This window comes from Hydrogenophaga palleronii NBRC 102513 (assembly GCF_001571225.1).
GTDB classification, from domain to species: Bacteria; Pseudomonadota; Gammaproteobacteria; order Burkholderiales; family Burkholderiaceae_C; genus Hydrogenophaga; species Hydrogenophaga palleronii.
The window spans coordinates 1-17,758 of record NZ_BCTJ01000009.1; the positions used below are offsets into that span (position 1 = coordinate 1).

Consider the following 17,758-nt stretch of genomic DNA (forward strand, 5'->3'; position numbering starts at 1 on the left):
CACAGCCAGCGGCCCGCTTCGGCGGGTCGCCCAATCAACGGGGGCGGCCATGCGCTGCCTCCGTGACACAAAAAAAGGGCGCCTACCAGGCGCCCTTTTTCATGGATGGAAAGCAGGCGATGCCGCTTATTCGGCGCTGGCCTGCTGGATGCTGGCGGCTGCGTCGAGCTGCATGCGCTGCAGCTTGGCGACGGCGTCGAAACGCGCACGGAAAGCGGGTGCCACCGGCACGGATTCGCTCTGGCGCGCAATGGCCAGCGGGTCCACGTGCACGCCGTTGTCGCGGAATTCCAGGTGCAGGTGCGGGCCGGTTGAGGCGCCGGTGGTGCCGACCGCGCCGATGAAGTCGCCCTGGCCCACGCGTTGGCCCTTGGTGACGCCGATGCGGCTCAGGTGGGCGTAGACGGTGGTCTGGTTGTTGCGGTGGCGGATGTAGATGACGTTGCCGTAACCACGCTGCACACCGGCGAACTCGACCACGCCATCACCAATGGTGCGCACCGGGGTGCCGGTGGGGGCTGCGTAGTCCACGCCCATGTGGGCCTTGCGGCCGCCGGTGATGGGGTGGAAGCGCATGCCGTAGCCGCTGCTGACGCGCGAGAACTCCAGCGGCGAAGCCAGGTAGTAACGGCGCGAGCTCTGGCCGTCGAAGCCGTAGTAGCCGCCCTTGTGGCCGGGCTCTTCGAACCACACGGCTTCGCGTTCGCGGCCGTCGTTGGCGAACTCGGCGCTCAGCACACGGCCGGTACGCAGGCTTTCGCCGTCGGCTTCCAGGCTTTCGTAGACCACGCTGAAGCGGTCACCCTGGCGCAGGTCGCGGCGGAAGTCGATGTCGCTGGAGAACATTTCGGCCAGCTGGATCGCCACCGGGTCGGGGATGCCGGCGGCATCGGTGGCGGCGAACAGGGAACTGCGGATCACGCCACTGGCCAGCCGCGAGGTGGCGGTGAGCGTGCCTTGCTCCAGGCGCGAGGTCAGCTCGCCCTGTTCGGACTTTTCCACCACCAGGCGGGTGAAGCCGCGTTCGTCGCTGGACAGCCAGCGCGCGGTCAAACGCAGCAGCTCTTGCTGGTCGCTGGCTTCTGCGTGCACCGTGCGGCCGGCGCGGCCGGCGGCCAGCAGCTGGCGCGCCACCGGGTCGTTGCGCAGGAAGGCCTGGGCTTGCGTATCGGACACGCCCAGGCGCTGCAGCAGGCTCTGGGCGGTGTCGTCGCGGCGGGTCGTGTCGCTGCGGAACAGCACCATGGGGCTGATCGGTTGCGTGGCCAGCAGGCTGTGGATGTCTTGCTGTGTCGGGGCGGCGAGGGCTTCGACGACCTGGCGCACGGGCAGGTCGGCGGCGTCGGGGGCCAGCGGCGCGATGCCGAAGGCGGTGACGCCGGTGCCCAGCAGCAGCACACCAACGCCGCCCATGATGCGGCGGGGGTGACGGGCAAGGCTTTGGGTCGCGGCTTCAAAAAGTTGAGCCAGCGTGGAGAGTGACGGGCGGATCAAAATCGGTGTTTCCAGAAAGGGTTGCGCCGGGCAGCGGGGCAACGCACACAAAAAAAGAGCGGTTGAGGCGGAACAAGTTCACTCAAGCGCCCGGGCGGCGACGAACAGTGTTGTTATCGTGCAAAAAATGCGCCAACTAAAATCCGTCAACAGCGTTTGGCAGTATAGCCAGCGCCAACGTCCACAGCACCCGAAGAACCCCGATGACCACCGCCAAAAACGAAACTGAAAGTTCTCAAAATTCACCCCCCATGACAGACGGTGTGAGAGAGGCGCTGAACGTGACCCTGCGGGGCTGCGAAGAATTGATTCCCCAGGCCGACTGGGTCAAAAAATTGTCACAAGCGGAAACCACCGGCCAGCCGCTGCGCATCAAGTTGGGGCTGGACCCGACGGCGCCCGACATCCACATCGGCCACACGGTGGTGCTCAACAAGATGCGCCAGCTGCAGGATCTGGGACACCAGGTGATTTTCCTGATCGGCGACTTCACCACCTTGATCGGTGACCCCTCGGGCCGCAACAGCACGCGCCCGCCACTGACCTCGGAGCAGATCAAGGCCAACGCCGAGACCTACTACAAGCAGGCCAGCCTGGTGCTGGACCCGGCACGCACCGAGATCCGCTACAACAGCGAGTGGTGCCTGCCGCTGGGCTCGATGGGCATGATCCAGCTGGCCGCCAAGTACACCGTGGCGCGCATGATGGAGCGCAACGATTTCCACCAGCGCTTCACCGCCGGCACCTCGATCAGCGTGCACGAGTTCCTGTACCCGCTGCTGCAGGGCTACGACTCGGTGGCGCTCAAGAGCGACCTGGAGCTGGGCGGCACCGACCAGAAGTTCAACCTGCTGATGGGCCGCCACCTGCAGGCCGAGTACGGCCAGGAGCCGCAGTGCATCCTGACCATGCCGTTGCTCGAAGGGCTGGACGGCGTGGAGAAGATGTCCAAGAGCAAGAACAACTACATCGGCATCACGGAAGACGCGAACTCGATGTTCGCCAAGGTGCTGAGCATTTCGGACACGCTGATGTGGCGCTGGTACACGCTGGTGTCGTTCCAGTCGCTGGCGCACATCGAGGCGCTCAAGCAGGCGATTGCCCAGGGGGCGAACCCGAAGGACGCGAAGGTGGCGCTGGCCAAGGAGCTCACCACGCGTTTCCACAGCGCGGCAGCAGCCGATGCGGCGGAGCAGGACTTCATCAACCGCAGTAAGGGTGGTGTGCCGGACGAGATCCCCGAGGTGGCGCTCTCGGGTGCGCCGCTGGGCATTGCGCAACTGCTGAAGTCGGCTGGCCTGGCGCCGTCGAGCAGCGAGGCCAACCGTTTGATCGACGGCGGTGGTGTGCGCGTCGATGGCACGGTGATCAGCGACAAGGGCCTGAAGCTGCCAGCCGGAACTTTCGTGGTGCAGGTGGGCAAGCGCAAGTTTGCGCGCGTGACGGTGAGCTGAAGTTTTTGGGGGTGTGACTTCGCGGGCCCGCGCGCACCGCTCCGCTCCGCGGATGTCCCCCGAACCGGCTGAGCCGGTTCTCCTCCTTGACTCCGCTGCGCAGAGCGCCCGGTCGCCCCGGGCCAGGCGATGGTGGGTGTGCCACCGCAGCCGACCCCGGGGGGCAGTCGCGGAGCCCGTCGCCGCTGGCGCTCGGGCCACGAAGACCCGCAGGCGTGAAATGTCTGCCGGCCAACAGGCCCAAGGGCCTAAGAGCTCAACGCGCCCCGGCCTTCTCCAGCATCGCCACCATCGCCGAATACCCGCGCGACTTTGCCAGCGCCAGCGGGGTCTGCCCGCCGCGGTCGGTCAGTTGCAGATTCGCCCCCGCATCGATCAGCGCCTTGAGCGTGGCCTGATGGCGTGCACCACCGTCGCCCAGCACCACCGCTTCGATGGCGGCTGTCCAGTGCAGGTTGTTCACGTGGTCCAGCGGCGCACCGGCGGCGATCAGCTGCCGCACCACGCCGTCGTGGCCGAGGTGGGCGGCGGCGATCAGTGCCGTGCCGTCGTAACGGCTGGTGGTTTGCTTCGCGCTGGCGCCCAGTTGCAACAGCACGCGCAGCGTCTCTTCATCGTCCGCCACGGATGCAATCGTCACCGCGTCGTAGCGGTCGTTCTCCAGCCGGTTGATGTCGGCACCGGCTTTCACCAGGGCCCGCACCGCCTCGCGCTGGCGCGCGAACGTGGCCACGTGCAGCGGCGTGCGACCGTTTGCGTCGGTGGCGTTGAGCGCCGCGCCGGCGGCGGCCAGGCGGGTGATCTTCGCGCTGTCGCCGCTGTGCGCGGCGGCATGCAGGCCGCTGTAGGCAGCGGCCTCGCCCGCGCTTGGGCCCACCTGTGCCCAGGCCGGCACCGAGGCCACCGCGGCCAGCAGGGCGGTGATCAGGGTGCGGCGTTTCATTTCAGCAGCTCCTTGACCGTGTCGAGTGCGGCCACGGCGCACTGTTCGTCCAGGTGGCCGCCGGGGGCGCCACCGACACCGACCGCGCCGATCACCTCATTGCCCACCTTCACCGGCACGCCGCCGCCGAGCAGCAGGTAACCGGGGATGTTCACCAGGTTGGCGGCCGCCGGGTTCTTTTGCGCGGCTTCCATCATGGCCAGCGTGGTGTTCTTGGCCGAGGCCGAGGTGTAGGCCTTCAGGCGGCTGGCTTCCAGGGTGTGCGGGCCGGCGTTGTCGGCGCGTTGCACCGCACGCACGCCACCGGCGCGGTCGACCACGGTCACCGCCACGTTGTGGCCGGCCGCGCTGCAGGCCGCCACGGTGGCGCTGGCGATGCGGTTGGCGAGGTCGAGCGACATGTTCTTTTCCGTGCGCACGCTTTGGGCGCCGGCCAGGGAGGCGGCGCTCAGGGTCAGGGCCAGGATGGAGGCTTTGGTGAAGGCTTGCATGGTGGTGTTCTCCGGTGGTGTGAAGCGGTTCGATCAACCGTGGGAGAACTGTAAAAAATGGCGCCCGCCGCGGCCATTCGGGCGGCTACGCGCGGCCCTCCGTAGAACTACGCAGCCGAACTGCCACCGCCAACGCCTCCGCTGCCGGCCGCATCGTCGGCGTCCACCAGCGCGGCGTAGTGCCGGATCAACTGCGCCAGCGACGGCGCCTGCAGCTTGCCGAACAGGTTCGCGCGGTGGGTCTCGACCGTGCGCGGCGACAGGCCGAGCGCGCGGCCGATCTCCTTGTTGGTCAGGCCTTCGACGATCAGGCCCAGCACCTCGCGCTCGCGTTCGGAGAGTTGCGCGTAACGCTCGCGCGCCGCGCGGTCGGCTTCGTGGTGCTGGCGCGAGCGTACGTGCTGGCGCACCGCGTGCTGCAGGGCTTCGAGCAAGGCCTCGTCGTTCACCGGTTTTTCCAGGAACTCGGCCGCACCGGCCTTGAAGGCGCGGCGGCACATGTCCACCGTGCCGTGGCCGGTGAGCATGATCACCGGCTGGTCCACGCCTTGCGCCACCAGGGTGTCGAGCACGCTCAGGCCGCTGATGCCGGGCATGCGCACGTCGAGCACGATGGCGCCGATGGCGTCGCGGTCGAAGTCGCGCAGAAAGGCCTGCGGGTCGCTCCAGGGCATGACGCGCAGGCCGACGGTGCCGATCAGCAGGGCCAGGCTGTCGCGCACCGCCTGGTCGTCGTCGATCAGGTGCACCGTGGGCGACAAGGTGTCGCCGGGGCTGGCCGTCGTGCTATCGGGGGTGTTCATGGCAGGCCTCCTTCGGCCAGCGGCAGCTGCAGCCTGAACACCGCGCCACCGTGCGGCGCGTTGGCCGCGCTCAGCGCGCCGCCCATGCCCTGGGCCAGGGTTTCGCACAGGCTCAGGCCCAGGCCCAGGCCGCCGTCGCGGGTGGAGAAGAAGGGCTCGAACAGGCGCGGCAGCACTTCGGGCGGGATGCCGGGGCCGTTGTCGGCCACGCTGATCTCGCCGTTGCCACCCTGGGCCCGCACGGTGAGGGTGAGGCGGCGCTCGCCCGCGGGCCGCTGTTCCAGCGCCTGCAGCGCGTTGAGGATCAGGTTGTGCACGATCTGGTCCAGCGCCACCGGGTCGGCCTGCACCGTCACCGCGTGTGCGGCGTCCAGCTCCGGCTCCACGTTGCGCCGCTGGCATTCGGGTTCCAGCAGGTAGAGCGCGCGCCGCACCGCTTCCACCGACGCCACCGGCTGGTGCTGGCCGTTGCGGTCGGGGTGTTCCACCGCCTGGCGCAGGCGGCCCACCACCTCGGCGGCGCGGCGTCCCTGGGCGGCGGCCTGCAGCATGGCATTGCGAGCGGTGGACAGGTCGGGCGGGTCGTCGTTGAGCAGCCGCTGCGCGGCCTGCGCGTTGGCGATGACGGCGGTGAGCGGCTGGTTCAGCTCGTGCGCCATGCCGGCCGCGAGCTCACCCAAGGTGTTCAGGCGCGCCACCTGGCCCAGGCGCAGCAGCTCTTCGGCGCGGCGGCGTGCGCTGCGCTGGGCCTGCAGGTGGCGCAGTGCAGCCAGCACGGCACCGACCGCCAGCACCCAGGCCAGCATGCCGCCCCAGGGCAGCTGGGCCCAGCCCACCGTGAGGCTGGCGGCGACGTCGAACGGCTGGCTCTCGGCGGCCAGCGCCTTGTGGGCCTGGAAGCGCCAGCCGCGCGTGGCCTGCTCGTCCCCGGCGCGGCCGGGCTGGACCACGTAGCGCTGGCCATCGTGCTCCAGCGTCACGCGCACCGGGCTGCTGTCGGGCTGCATCGGCCATTCGGACCAGGGCACCATGGCGTGCACGTCGATGGTGAGTGCGTAGCTGGTGGGGTTGGCGGCCAGCACCAGCTGGTAGCGCCCGGCGGCCAGGTCGAGCGCGCCGAGCGCCGCGCGGCGGGTCTGGCGCGAGCGGGTTTCGGCCTGGGTCAGCCGCGGGTCTTGCCAGCGCTGCTCGGGTTCGCGCCGTTGCACGCTCAGGATCTGCGAGTACAGCACCGGCAGGCGTTGTTCGGGGAAGGATGCGCCGACGCTGCTCTCGGCGGCGGGCTGCAGCAGGGCCAGCGTGGCCAGCATGGCGTCGTGCTGCACCACCTGCTGGCTCAGCAGCCGGTGCACGATGCGCGCGTCGGTTTCGAACAGCGCGCGCTGGGTGTCGAGCGACTGGCGCGCCAGCAAGCCGGCGCCGGCCAGGGACAGCACCAGCCCGCCGAGCACCCACCATTTCAAGCCTTGCCATGACTGTCGCATGCGCCGGATTCTGGCACGCCGTCCGCCGGCACAATGGCGGCATGAGCTTTGCCGCCCTTCGCCGCCTCACGCCGCGCCAGTTGCTGATGGTGTCGATCGGCGTGGCGCTGCTCACCATCGTGCTGAAGACCGCGGCCTGGGCGATGACGGGTTCGGTGGGCCTGTTGTCCGATGCGATGGAGTCGCTGGTGAACCTGGCCAGCGCGGTGTTCGGCCTGGTGATGGTGACCATCGCGGCGCGCCCGGCCGACGAAGACCACCCCTATGGCCACCACAAGGCGGAGTATTTTTCGTCCGGCTTCGAGGGCGTGCTCATCATCGCTGCCGCCCTCGGCATCGTCTGGGCCGCGAGCAGCCGCCTGCTGGCGCCGCAGCCGATCGAGCAGGTGGGCTGGGGCCTGGCGCTGTCGCTGCTGAGCTCGCTGCTCAACGGCCTGCTGGCCTGGGCGCTGCTGCAGGCCTCGAAACAACACCGCTCGATTGCGCTGGAGGCCGACGCCAAACATCTGCTGTCCGATGTCTGGACCTCGGGTGGCGTGGTGATCGGCATCGTGCTGGTGGCGCTCACCGGCTGGCTCTGGCTCGACCCGGTGGTGGCCCTGCTGGTGGCGCTCAACATCCTGAAGGAGGGCGGCAAGCTGGTGTGGCGCTCGTCGCAGGGCCTGATGGACGAGGCGGTGGAGCCCGAGGTGCAGGCGGTCATCGACGACACGCTGGCCGGTTTTGCCCTCAGGCAGGGCGACACCACCGTCATCCGCTTCGACCACCTGAGCACGCGCCGCGCGGCGCAGCGCCGCTTCGTGGACCTGCACATGCACGTGCCCGCCGGCTGGACGCTGGGCCGCGCGGCGGCGGTGCGCGGCGAGGTCGAGCGCGCGCTGATGGCCGCCGTGCCGGGGCTGCGCGCCAGCATCCAGCTGCTGCCGAGCGACGTGGAAACCCTTTCTCTGAACCAGGACGATCCAACAACATGATTTCGCTGCTGCAACGTGTGAGCCAGGCCCGTGTGGACATCGCCGGCCAGACCGTGGGGGCCATCGGCCCCGGCCTGCTGGTGCTGGTGTGCGCCGAACCCGAAGACACCGAGGCGGTGGGCGAGAAGCTGCTGGCCAAGGTGCTCAAGCTGCGCATCTTTGGCGACGAGGCCGGCAAGATGAACCGCAGCGTGCAGGACATCGGCGGCGGCCTGCTGATCGTGAGCCAGTTCACCCTGGCGGCCGACACCCGCAGCGGCAACCGCCCGGGCTTCACCGGCGCGGCACCGCCGGCGCAGGGCGAGGCGCTCTACGACGCATTCGTGAAGGCGGCACGCGCGGCCCACCCCGAGGTGGCCACCGGCCGCTTCGGCGCCGACATGCAGGTGCACCTGGTCAACGACGGGCCGGTGACGATTCCGTTGCGCATCACGGGCTGACACCGCAGGTCGCCACGGTCCAGTGCTCGCACGGAACCGGCCTGGCCGGGCCGTCGCGCGCGCCCCCTGGGGGGCGGGGGGATCTACTTGTACGGATCGGGCTGGCCGAGCCCGGCCAGGATTTCGGTTTCGCGCGCTTCCATCTCTTCCGCGTCTTCTTCGCCGGTCTCGTGGTCCCAGCCCTGCGCGTGCAGGGTGCCGTGCACCAGCAGGTGGGCGTAGTGCTCGGTCAGCGGTTTCTTCAGCTCGGCGGCTTCGCGCGCCACCACGGGCGCGCACAGCACGAGGTCGGCCATCACCACGGGTTCGATGGCGTAGTCGAAGGTCAGCACGTTGGTGGCGTAGTCGCGCTGGCGGTAGTCGCGGTTGAGCGCCTGGCCTTCTTCGGCATCGACGATGCGCACGGTGATTTCGGCGTCGCCGTCGAGCGCATGGCGGATGCAGCGTGTCACCCAGTGGCGCGGCAGCGCGGCGCGGTGGGTGGCAGCGTCGGCCAGCGCGCCGAATTGCAGCGACAGGCTGAGCGTGGGCAGGGGCGCGGCCATCAGCGTGGGTTCGCCGGTTGGGCGAAGCAGTTGGACATCAGAACCTGTTCCTGGCCGTTGGCGTCGAGCGTGCTGAGTTCGCCCTTCATGCCCTGGGTGTACCAGCGCAGGTGGTGCTGCGGATCGAGCGCGACGAAGCGCACGCCGGTGGTGGCGCGCCGGCCCTGCAGCATCAGGGTGCGGCCGCCGTGGTGCAGGGCAGCGAAGGCGGTGCCGTTGCTCAGGTTCAGGTAGGCCAGTTCGGTTTCGGCACCGCCGTCGCAGCGGTAACGCACGGCCTGGCTGCTGAACACCAGCGAGGGTTGCTGCACCGCAGCGGCCTCGGCAGCCGGTTTGTCGGTGGGGCTGGTCTGGGCCTGGGCGGTGCCCAGCGCGAGGGTGGCCAGGCACAGGGTGCCCAGGCCACGCAGGAAGGAAGCTGCTGAAAACATGGTGCGGAAATTCAAACGGGGTCTCAAACGGGGTCTCAAACGGCTTTGCGGCGCGCGCGCTTGGCCGGCGCGGCGGGCTCTTCGTGGTCGGCGCGCGGCGTGCGTGCGTCGTAGGCGTCCACGATGCGCGCCACCAGCGGGTGGCGCACCACGTCGGCGCTGGTGAGGCGGTTGAAGGCGATGCCCTGCACGCGCTTCAACACGCGCTCGGCGTCGATCAGGCCGCTGAGCTGGGTGCGCGGCAGGTCGATCTGGCTCACGTCGCCCGTCACCACGGCTTTGGCGCCGAAGCCGATGCGGGTGAGGAACATCTTCATCTGCTCCACCGTGGTGTTCTGCGCCTCGTCCAGGATGACGAAGGCGTGGTTGAGCGTGCGCCCGCGCATGAAGGCCAGCGGCGCGATCTCGATCTGCTGGCGCTCGAAGGCTTTCGCCACCTTGTCGGCGCCCATCAGGTCGTAGAGTGCGTCGTACAGCGGGCGCAGGTAGGGGTCTACCTTCTGGCCCAGGTCGCCGGGCAGGAAACCGAGCTTCTCGCCCGCCTCCACCGCCGGGCGCGTGAGCACGATGCGCTGCACCGCACTGCGCTCCAGCGCGTCCACCGCGCAGGCCACCGCCAGGTAGGTCTTGCCGGTGCCGGCCGGGCCGATACCGAAGGTGATGTCGTGCGTGGCCATGTTTTCCAGGTAACGCGCCTGGTTGGGCGTGCGCCCGCGCACCTCGCCGCGCCGCGTCTGCATCGCCAGCGCGCCGTCGCCGGGTTCGGCCAGGGCGGTGTCGCCGCTGAGCATGAGCTGCACCTGCTCGGGCGGAATCGGCTTCTTCGCCATCTCGTAGAGTGCCTGCAGGGTTTCGAGCGCCTGGTTGGCCCGGGCCTTGGGGCCTTCGATGCGGAACTGCTCGAACCGGTGCGCCACCTTGACCTGCAGCGCCGCCTCGATGCTGCGGATGTGGCTGTCCATGGGACCGCAGAGGTGCGCCATGCGCGTGTTGTCGGGCGGGGAGAAGGTGTGTCTGAGAATCAAACCGATAATCCAGTGAACCAAGGAATTTCCCGATGATAGGCAAGTTGACCGGTACCCTGCTGGAGAAAAACCCGCCCCAGATCCTGATGGACTGCCACGGCGTGGGTTATGAGGTGGACGTGCCCATGAGCACCTTCTACAACCTGCCCGCCACGGGCGAGAAGGTGGCGCTGCTCACGCACTTCGTGGTGCGCGAGGACGCGCAGATCCTCTATGGCTTCGGCACCGCGTCCGAACGTGAGGCTTTTCGCCAGCTGATCAAGATCAGCGGCGTCGGCCCGCGCACCGCACTCTCGGTGCTCTCGGGCATGAGCGTGGCCGACCTGGCGCAGGCGGTGAGTGCGCAGGAGAGCGGGCGTATCGTCAAGGTGCCCGGCATCGGCAAGAAGACCGCCGAACGCCTGTTGCTCGAACTCAAGGGCAAGCTCGGCGCCGACCTGAACCTCGCCCCCGGCGCCGGCCCGGCGCAGAGCGATGTGCAGAGCGATATCCAGCAGGCGCTGATGGCCCTGGGCTACAGCGAGAAGGACGCCGCCGCGGCGCTGAAGGCGCTGCCGAAGGACGTGGGTGTGAGCGAAGGCATCAAGCTCGCGCTGAAAGCACTGGCGAAATAAATGAGCATCCAGACCGACGATTTCGCCCCCGCGCCGCGCGTGGTGTCCGCGGCCCCGGCGTCGCCGAAAGAAGAGGCGATCGAGCGTGCGCTGCGGCCCAAGTTGCTCGACGAGTACGTGGGCCAGGCCAAGGTGCGCGAGCAACTGGAAATCTTCATCGGCGCGGCGAAGAAGCGCCACGAGGCGCTCGATCACGTGCTGCTGTTCGGCCCGCCCGGCCTGGGCAAGACCACGCTGAGCCACATCATTGCGCAGGAACTCGGCGTGAACCTGCGCCAGACCAGCGGGCCGGTGCTGGAGAAGCCGAAGGACCTGGCGGCGCTGCTGACCAACCTCGAAGCCAATGACGTGCTGTTCATCGACGAGATCCACCGGCTCAGCCCGGTCGTCGAAGAAATCCTCTACCCCGCGCTGGAGGACTACCAGATCGACATCATGATCGGCGAGGGACCCGCGGCGCGCAGCATCAAGCTCGATCTGCAGCCCTTCACCCTGGTCGGCGCCACCACGCGCGCCGGCATGCTCACCAACCCGCTGCGCGACCGTTTCGGCATCGTGGCGCGGCTGGAGTTCTACACCTCGGAAGAGCTGGCGCGCATCGTCAAGCGCAGCGCCGGCCTGCTGAACGCGCCGATGGACGACGACGGCGGCTTCGAGATCGCGCGCCGTTCGCGCGGCACGCCCCGCATTGCCAACCGCCTGCTGCGCCGCGTGCGCGACTACGCGGAGGTGAAGGGCAGCGGCACCATCACGCAGGACATTGCCAACCGCGCGCTCGCCATGCTCGACGTGGATCCGCAGGGCTTCGACCTGATGGACCGCAAGCTGCTGGAGGCCGTGATCCACCGCTTCGACGGTGGCCCGGTGGGACTGGACAACATCGCCGCCAGCATCGGTGAAGAGCGCGACACGATCGAGGACGTGATCGAGCCCTATCTGATCCAGCAAGGTTTTCTGCAGCGCACGCCGCGCGGGCGCATCGCCACGCTGGCGGCGTACCGGCACCTCGGCGTGGCGCCACCGGCGTCGCCGAACGAGCTGTTTGCCGACTGACCACACCCAAACAGCAAGCGGTTGAAAGCCGTTGGAAAACCGTTCAGGGGAGGGGCGACATGGATGAGCGCATGCGGCTGGCAACGGGCGATGGCCAGCAGGTATTTCGAGCGTCGTGGACCAGCAGCACGGTCTGGCTGGCGGCGTTCATGGCCTTGCTGGCGGCGGGCTGTGTGGTGGGCGCGGTCGCGGCCGGCTCGCGTGGCGGCTGGATGTTCGCCGCCCTGGGCGTGTTTCTGGGCCTGATGGCCTGGCTGCTGCTCAAGCCCTTCCTCAGCGCGCACCCCATCCTCAGCGTTGGCGCCGACGGCATCGGGGGTTTCCTGCTCAAGGGCCAGACCATTCCCTGGAGCGACATGGACGATCTGCAGCACCTGCAGGTGCAGAACCTGGACCAGCTGCAGATCGTGTTGCACGAAGGCGCCGTGTCGCGGGCCGCCACGGCGAGCCTGTTCCACCGCGGTCTCAAGCGCGCCATCGTGCTCGGCCCGTTGCGCCGCAGCGAGCGCGCCATCGCGGCGCAGGCGGCGCTGCAAGCGTTTCGCCAGCATGCCTCGCACCAGGCGCAGACGGTGCTGAATGGGCGCATGGAAGCGCTGCAGGCGCACGAGGCTTTTGAGGCGCGGCTGCGCAGCCTCACGCCGGTGCCCTGGGCGGTGTACCTGGTGATCGCCGTCAACGTTGCGGTGTGGCTGTTCAACCTGCTGGACGGCATGAGCCCGATGAAGCCGACCCCGGCCGAGCTGTTTGCCTGGGGCGCGAACTCCACCACCGCCGTGGTGCGCGACGGCGAGTACTGGCGGCTGTTCACGGCCACCGTGTTGCACGGCGGCGTGTTGCACCTGGGGCTGAACATGTTCGCGCTGTGGGACGCCGGCCGGCGCGTCTGCCGTTGGTATGGCAATGGCCAGTTCCTGCTCATCTACCTCGGCGCGGGCCTGGCGGGCAGCGCGCTCAGCCTGCATTTTTCGTCGCAGCAGGCGGTGTCGGTGGGCGCCTCGGGCGCGGTGTTCGGCGTGCTGGGTGCGCTGCTGGTGGGCGTGTACCAGCACCGTGCCAGCGTGCCCAAGGCGATGGCGACACAGCTGATGACCAGCCAGGGCGTGTTCGTGGCGCTCATGCTGGCGCAGGGATTTGCGCGCTCGGGCATCGACAACGCCGCCCACGTGGGTGGCCTGCTGGCCGGCGCCTTGATGGCCTGGCTGCTGGTCGAGCAGATCGACGAGCAGGCCGGCGCGGCGCGGCGGCTGGGGCGCCAGGCCGTGTCCGTGCTGGCGGTGCTGCTGGTGGTCGGCGGACTGGTGACGACGGCGCGGCCGGGTGCAGACCACGGCGAGCTCTTCGCCACGCAGAGCGCGCTGGACGGTGTGTTGCCGCAGTTGCAGGCGGCAGAGAAAGCGCTGCAGGCCGACGTCGACGCACAAAGGGCCAGGCGCCTGAGCGAAGACGGCTTCATCGAGGCGCTGGAGCAGCGCCACATTCCGGCCTACACCGAGGTGGACGCTGCCTTCAAGGCCCTGGACAGCCGCCAGTTCACACCCATGCTCACCGACCTCGCCGAGTTCCACGCCACCATGCTGGAGATCATGACGCTGGAGGTGGCTCAGTACCGCAGCACCGCGCCGTCCGCACAAACGCGTGCGCGGCTGAACGAACTGGCGGCGCGGCTCGATCCGATCAGGGCGCGGCTGCGCGCGGAGGGGGATCGGGAGTAAAGCCTGGCGCGCCCGATTGTCGATGCCGAGCCTTGTGATTTCTCCAGTCCGAACTTTCAGCACCCTCATGTCCATCGACCGAAGAAAGCTTTTGCTGGCAGGTGCCGGCCTGCCGTTCGTGGCGTCCTGCGCCAGCGACATCACCCTGCTGCGCGACAAGCCGCCCGAGGTTCTGGCCACGGACTTGAAGGTCTGCTCCGCCGCGTATGTCGTCTTGCGCGCGGGCATACCGGGCAGCCCGGTGCTTGTCTCCGGCTGCGCCGATGCCACGGCGCAGGCAGACGCCGTCTTCCAGGCCGCGTCCCTGACCAAACCCGTGGTGGCTTATGCGGCGCTGCGCCTGGCACTCGCCGGCCAGCTCGATCTCGACGCGCCGGTGTCCCGATACCTTCCCAATGGCTACAAGCACTTTCAGAGCCCGTTGAAGCGGGGCCCCGGCGACGCACACGATCAGGTGCCCGGCAGCGTGCTCCGGCGTGTCTCGGTGGCCCAGTTGCTCAACCACAGCGCCGGCTTTCCGAACTGGTCCGGCAAGCCCCTCGCTTTTGAGTTTGACCCTGGCCAACGCTGGGGCTACTCCGGCGAGGGCTTCGTTCTGCTGCAGAGCGTGATCGAGTCCATCGGCCAGATGGACCTGGCGGCCCATGTCGAGCAGCAGGTGTTCCAGCCGCTGGGCATGGCCGATTCGAGCCTGGTGTGGCGCGACGATCTTGAAGCCCGCGCCGTGCACGGCTTCTCGGCGTTGGGCTTTCGGCAGCGGGTGCGCTTCCCCAGCGCATTGGCGGCCGCCTCGATGCTCACCACGGCGGCCGACTATGCACGCTTCATGTCGGCGCTGCTGGCCAACGAGCCGCTCCTGTCGCTGACCCTGAGCAAGCCGATTGACGTGGACGGACCGCTTGGCCTGCAGTGGGGTCTCGGCTGGGGGATCGAGCGGACAGAGGGCGGGCCCTGTCTCTGGCAATGGGGCAACAACCCCGGGTTTCGCGCGTTTGCGATGGCATCTGCCTCATCGCGAGACGGCTTCGTGGTGTTCACCAACAGCGATGCAGGCATGCCGCTGGCGGCGTCCATCGCGCAGCGTGTCCTGCCGGGGGAGCACAACGCCTTTCGTTTCTCCTGGGTGGCCTGACGGCCACGAGACAGGCGCGTCCCGCCAGGCATCCCGTGTTCGTTTTACCCGCGCTCATCATTCCGCTGGTCTTTGGCCTCGCCCTCTATCGGCTGTACCAGGTTCCGCGCCGGCTGTGGTCGGGCGAGTTGCAACTGCCCGGCGCAAGGAACCGCCTCCTGCACGCCGCCACCATCGCGGCCTACCTGGTGTTGTTGGTCTGCACCCTGGCGCTGGGCGTTGCGCTGGCTCGGGCCCTGCTGGTGGCGGAGGATCGCCTGTCTGCCTACTGGACGCTGCTGGCCTACATGGCGGCCTATCCGCTGGTGTACATCGGCGTGGCCTGGGTCTTCTACTACGGGCTCAAGCCCGCGTCACCGCCCCGCCGCTGAGTTCGTGACCGAGCTGGGCGCTTCAGGCACGGCGCCGATGCCCGCCAGGCCGCGCAGCATCCCGACCACGATCAGCACCTGCGCCGCGTAGTAAGTGCCGAGCACCCACACCTGCGACATCGGCAGCGGCGACACGAAGCGGTTCGTGGCCAGCAGCGCATCGCTCAACATGAAGAAGACGGTGCTGATGGCCACCGCCACCGCCGCGTGGTTGCGCAAGTGCAGCGCGCGGCCCATGGCCTGCGCGGCCATCAGCGCGATCACCAGCACATAGGCCGCCACCGGCCCGCGCAGTGCCGCCGGCAGGCCACCTAGCCAGAGAAAGGCGTACATCACCACGCCCATGCCCACGGTGGCCGCGAGCACGCGCCGGTTGGCGAACCAGGGCGCGTCTTGTCGGAACAGGGCGATGTAGGCCAGGTGGGCGATGAGGAAAGACGCCAGGCCCGGGATGAAGAAGCCCGGGAACATCAGGAAGGCATCACCCGCGAGCGAGGCCACCAGCGCGCCCAGCAGCAGCCAGTGGGCGCGCCGCAGTCCGCCCCGGTTCCGCGCATGCGCAACCACCACGGCCAGGGCGATCAGCATGGTCAGCGGTTTGAAGACGCGGTGCAGCTCGATCGCGCCCAGTGCAGCGCTGGCCATGGACAGCGCGCCGCTTTCGATCATCAACGCCTCGCCAATCGAGATGCGGCCCTGCATCACAGCGCCGATGCTCCACAGCGCCACCAGCAGCACTGTGAACACCACCGCGCTGCGCGCCAGTGGCCAACCGTCGGCGACCCACAGGAACGCCGCCACGCCGGCCAGCATCAGCAGGAACTGCAGGCCGGCAAACACCTGCATCGTGCGCGTCATCGGTGGTGCGTAGGCCTGCACGGTGTGGATGTTGAAGGCCGGTGAAGGGAAGCGCTCCGCCACGTCGGCCGGCCGCCAGCCCGGGGGCTTGAGCCACACGCGCAGCTTGTCGGCCCAGCGTCGCGTGTGCCACGCATCTTTCAACAGGCCCCAGTACACCTCGCCGTTGGCCCACAGCGGGTCCCAGCTCTGCAGCGGCTTGCGCGTGCCGTAGACGCACTTTTCGTCTTCTTCCTGGAAGCTGCCGAACAGCCGGTCCCAGACGATCAGGATGCCGCCGTAGTTGCGGTCCAGGTAACGGTCGTTCACCGCGTGGTGCACGCGGTGGTTGGAAGGGCTGCAGAACCAGCGGTCGAACCAACCGAGCTTGCCCACCTGTTCGGTGTGCACCCAGAACTGGTAGAGCAGGTCGATCAGCGCGACCACGCCGAACACCAGCGGCGGCACACCGGCCACGGCCATGGGCAGGTAGAACACCCAGCCGAGCAGTGCACCCGAACTGGTCTGGCGCAGCGCGGTGGAGAGGTTGTAGTCCTGGCTCTGGTGGTGCACCACGTGCGCGGCCCAGAACACGGCGCTCTCATGCCCGGTGCGGTGCAGCCAGTAGTAGCAGAAGTCGTAGAACACCAGCGCGACGAGCCAGCCGGCCCAGCTGGTCCAGAACGGGTGGTCGGGCCAGATCGCCACCGCCGAGTACACGGCGGTGTACAGGCCCACGCGCAGCAGCCGCGTGAACACCGCACTGATCTGGCTCAGCATGCCCAGGCCGATGCTGGTGATGGCGTCGTCGAGCCGGTAGGTATTGCGCTGGCGCCGCCGGCCGATGGTGTATTCGAGCGCGATCAGCACGAAGAACACCGGCGCGGCCAGCACGATGATCTGGCTCGGGCTCACGGGAGGCAGGGGAGGGGGCTGCGGCGCATGCGCGCATTGTGGGCCGAACCAAGCGATGGGAAGGCTGGCATCAACCCCTAGACCTTTGCCGGTCGGCTGTCGGCTGTCGGGTCCTGGCCGATGGTGGTCACTGTCAAATTTTTTCTAATAGAAGAGAAATTTGTTTAGCTTATTTTTTCTGACGGCAACCCCTACATTTGCGCCCAGGTTGACACCGGTCAACTGCACAGACACAGGAGACTTGAATGCGGGCCAATTCCATGAAATCCATTTGGGCACGTGATGGCGTGGTGGTGAGCGGCTGGCTGTCCATCCCCTCGCCATTTACGGCCGAGGTGTTGGGACACCAGGGTTATGACGTCGTCACGCTGGATTTGCAGCACGGCATGATCAGTTTCGAGCAGATGCTGCACATGTTCCAGGCGCTGTCGTCCACCCCCGCCATGCCGATGGCGCGCCTGGCTGCCAACGACCCCACGCACATCGGCCGCGTGCTCGATGCCGGCGCGTACAGCGTCATCTGTCCCATGATCAACAGCGCGAAAGAGGCTCAGGCCTTCGTCAGCGCCTGCCGCTACTATCCGCACGGCGTGCGCTCCTATGCCCCGGTGCGGGGGCAGATCTATGGCGGGCCAGACTATTTCCCCAAGGCCAACGACGAGATCGTGAAACTCGCGATGGTGGAGACGCGCGCCGGTTTTGACGCGCTGGATGAAATCCTGGAGGTTGAAGGGCTGGACGGCATCTTCATCGGACCGAACGACCTGGCGATCGCCTTTGGCTGCCCGCCGGTGAGCGAGTCGGACCACGCCGAGGTTCGCGACGCGATCGCCTCCATCTGTGAGCGCACGCGGGCCGCCGGCAAGGTGGCGGGTATCCTCTGCTCGGGGCCGCAGGCAGCGCTCAAGCGCGTCGAGCAGGGCTTCCGCTTCGTCTCGGTGGGCGGCGACATCTTCATGCTGACGCAAGCCGCCAAGAACTCGGTGGCGGCGTTCCGCGAGGGGCTGCGTGCCGGGGCCTGATCTTTTCTGGAATCT

At 68.4% G+C, this 17,758-nt stretch carries 18 protein-coding genes; 9 read left to right on the forward strand and 9 right to left on the reverse strand.

Going from position 1 to position 17,758, the window contains the following annotated elements; all coding sequences use genetic code 11:
* Nucleotides 1-126: 126 nt before the first annotated feature.
* Complete coding sequence (locus HPA01S_RS08410; RefSeq protein WP_084360556.1) at nt 127-1,413, reverse strand: M23 family metallopeptidase; 1,287 nt, start codon at nt 1,411-1,413, stop codon at nt 127-129.
* A 332-nt stretch (nt 1,414-1,745) separates the two neighbouring features.
* On the opposite strand from HPA01S_RS08410, the gene tyrS reads away from it, so the two are divergent.
* Nucleotides 1,746-2,948 (forward strand): tyrosine--tRNA ligase, encoded by a 1,203-nt coding sequence (tyrS, locus tag HPA01S_RS08415; RefSeq protein ID WP_370670986.1) that lies wholly within the window; start codon nt 1,746-1,748, stop codon nt 2,946-2,948.
* A gap of 256 nt (nt 2,949-3,204) precedes the next feature.
* On the opposite strand, the gene HPA01S_RS08420 is transcribed toward tyrS, so the two are convergent.
* The 4 genes from HPA01S_RS08420 to HPA01S_RS08435 all read right to left on the reverse strand — a co-directional run bounded on the left by HPA01S_RS08420 (nt 3,205) and on the right by HPA01S_RS08435 (nt 6,669).
* Entirely contained in the window at nt 3,205-3,891 is a 687-nt protein-coding gene (locus HPA01S_RS08420; RefSeq protein ID WP_066268780.1) for an ankyrin repeat domain-containing protein, read from the reverse strand.
* Nucleotides 3,888-4,382: a GlcG/HbpS family heme-binding protein gene (locus tag HPA01S_RS08425; RefSeq protein WP_066268782.1), complete on the reverse strand. Its 495-nt coding sequence runs from the start codon at nt 4,380-4,382 to the stop codon at nt 3,888-3,890. The genes HPA01S_RS08420 and HPA01S_RS08425 overlap by 4 nt, the downstream gene beginning before the upstream one ends.
* Before the next feature lie 107 nt (nt 4,383-4,489).
* On the reverse strand, nt 4,490-5,185 hold the full coding sequence (locus tag HPA01S_RS08430; protein ID WP_066268784.1) for a response regulator transcription factor: 696 nt from the start codon (nt 5,183-5,185) through the stop codon (nt 4,490-4,492).
* Nucleotides 5,182-6,669, reverse strand: coding sequence for a sensor histidine kinase (locus HPA01S_RS08435; protein WP_066268786.1), 1,488 nt, complete (start codon nt 6,667-6,669; stop codon nt 5,182-5,184). Before HPA01S_RS08435 ends, HPA01S_RS08430 begins: the two co-directional genes overlap by 4 nt.
* 41 nt (nt 6,670-6,710) lie before the next feature.
* On the opposite strand from HPA01S_RS08435, the gene HPA01S_RS08440 reads away from it, so the two are divergent.
* Nucleotides 6,711-7,643 carry a cation diffusion facilitator family transporter gene (locus tag HPA01S_RS08440; protein WP_066268787.1) on the forward strand — a complete coding sequence of 311 codons (933 nt, stop codon included), beginning with the start codon at nt 6,711-6,713 and terminating at the stop codon, nt 7,641-7,643.
* Nucleotides 7,640-8,083 (forward strand): D-aminoacyl-tRNA deacylase, encoded by a 444-nt coding sequence (dtd, locus tag HPA01S_RS08445; protein ID WP_066268789.1) that lies wholly within the window; start codon nt 7,640-7,642, stop codon nt 8,081-8,083. Before HPA01S_RS08440 ends, dtd begins: the two co-directional genes overlap by 4 nt.
* Nucleotides 8,084-8,166: 83 nt before the next feature.
* On the opposite strand, the gene ybeY is transcribed toward dtd, so the two are convergent.
* Genes ybeY through HPA01S_RS08455 form a run of 3 tightly spaced genes read right to left on the reverse strand, consistent with a single transcriptional unit; the run spans nt 8,167 to nt 10,084 of the window.
* Nucleotides 8,167-8,628 carry an rRNA maturation RNase YbeY gene (gene ybeY / locus HPA01S_RS08450; RefSeq protein WP_174525287.1) on the reverse strand — a complete coding sequence of 154 codons (462 nt, stop codon included), beginning with the start codon at nt 8,626-8,628 and terminating at the stop codon, nt 8,167-8,169.
* A complete protein-coding gene (locus tag HPA01S_RS22655; RefSeq protein WP_157084934.1) occupies nt 8,628-9,059 on the reverse strand; it encodes an MliC family protein in 432 nt (143 codons plus the stop codon). Before HPA01S_RS22655 ends, ybeY begins: the two co-directional genes overlap by 1 nt.
* Before the next feature lie 35 nt (nt 9,060-9,094).
* Nucleotides 9,095-10,084, reverse strand: a complete 990-nt coding sequence (locus tag HPA01S_RS08455) for a PhoH family protein (protein WP_066268790.1) — start codon at nt 10,082-10,084, stop codon at nt 9,095-9,097.
* Between the two features lie 32 nt (nt 10,085-10,116).
* Here HPA01S_RS08455 and ruvA point away from each other — a divergent pair, with 32 nt between their 5' ends.
* The 5 genes from ruvA to HPA01S_RS08480 are packed head-to-tail and all read left to right on the forward strand — an operon-like array spanning nt 10,117 to nt 14,969.
* Nucleotides 10,117-10,698: a Holliday junction branch migration protein RuvA gene (gene ruvA, locus HPA01S_RS08460; RefSeq protein ID WP_066268791.1), complete on the forward strand. Its 582-nt coding sequence runs from the start codon at nt 10,117-10,119 to the stop codon at nt 10,696-10,698.
* Nucleotides 10,699-11,751: a Holliday junction branch migration DNA helicase RuvB gene (gene ruvB, locus HPA01S_RS08465; protein ID WP_066268792.1), complete on the forward strand. Its 1,053-nt coding sequence runs from the start codon at nt 10,699-10,701 to the stop codon at nt 11,749-11,751.
* Nucleotides 11,752-11,810: 59 nt separating this feature from the next.
* The gene (locus HPA01S_RS08470; RefSeq protein WP_066268794.1) at nt 11,811-13,466 is read left to right on the forward strand and encodes a rhomboid family intramembrane serine protease; all 1,656 of its coding nucleotides are present in this window, start codon (nt 11,811-11,813) and stop codon (nt 13,464-13,466) included.
* 22 nt (nt 13,467-13,488) lie between these two features.
* Nucleotides 13,489-14,598: a serine hydrolase domain-containing protein gene (locus tag HPA01S_RS08475; protein WP_084360558.1), complete on the forward strand. Its 1,110-nt coding sequence runs from the start codon at nt 13,489-13,491 to the stop codon at nt 14,596-14,598.
* Nucleotides 14,599-14,633: 35 nt separating this feature from the next.
* Entirely contained in the window at nt 14,634-14,969 is a 336-nt protein-coding gene (locus HPA01S_RS08480) for a hypothetical protein (RefSeq protein WP_066268798.1), read from the forward strand.
* Here the strand turns inward: HPA01S_RS08480 and HPA01S_RS08485 are convergent.
* Entirely contained in the window at nt 14,952-16,721 is a 1,770-nt protein-coding gene (locus HPA01S_RS08485; protein WP_066268803.1) for a lysoplasmalogenase family protein, read from the reverse strand. The genes HPA01S_RS08480 and HPA01S_RS08485 overlap by 18 nt on opposite strands.
* A 260-nt stretch (nt 16,722-16,981) precedes the next feature.
* Here HPA01S_RS08485 and HPA01S_RS08490 point away from each other — a divergent pair, with 260 nt between their 5' ends.
* Nucleotides 16,982-17,743, forward strand: coding sequence for an HpcH/HpaI aldolase family protein (locus HPA01S_RS08490; protein ID WP_218005331.1), 762 nt, complete (start codon nt 16,982-16,984; stop codon nt 17,741-17,743).
* Nucleotides 17,744-17,758: the final 15 nt, after the last annotated feature.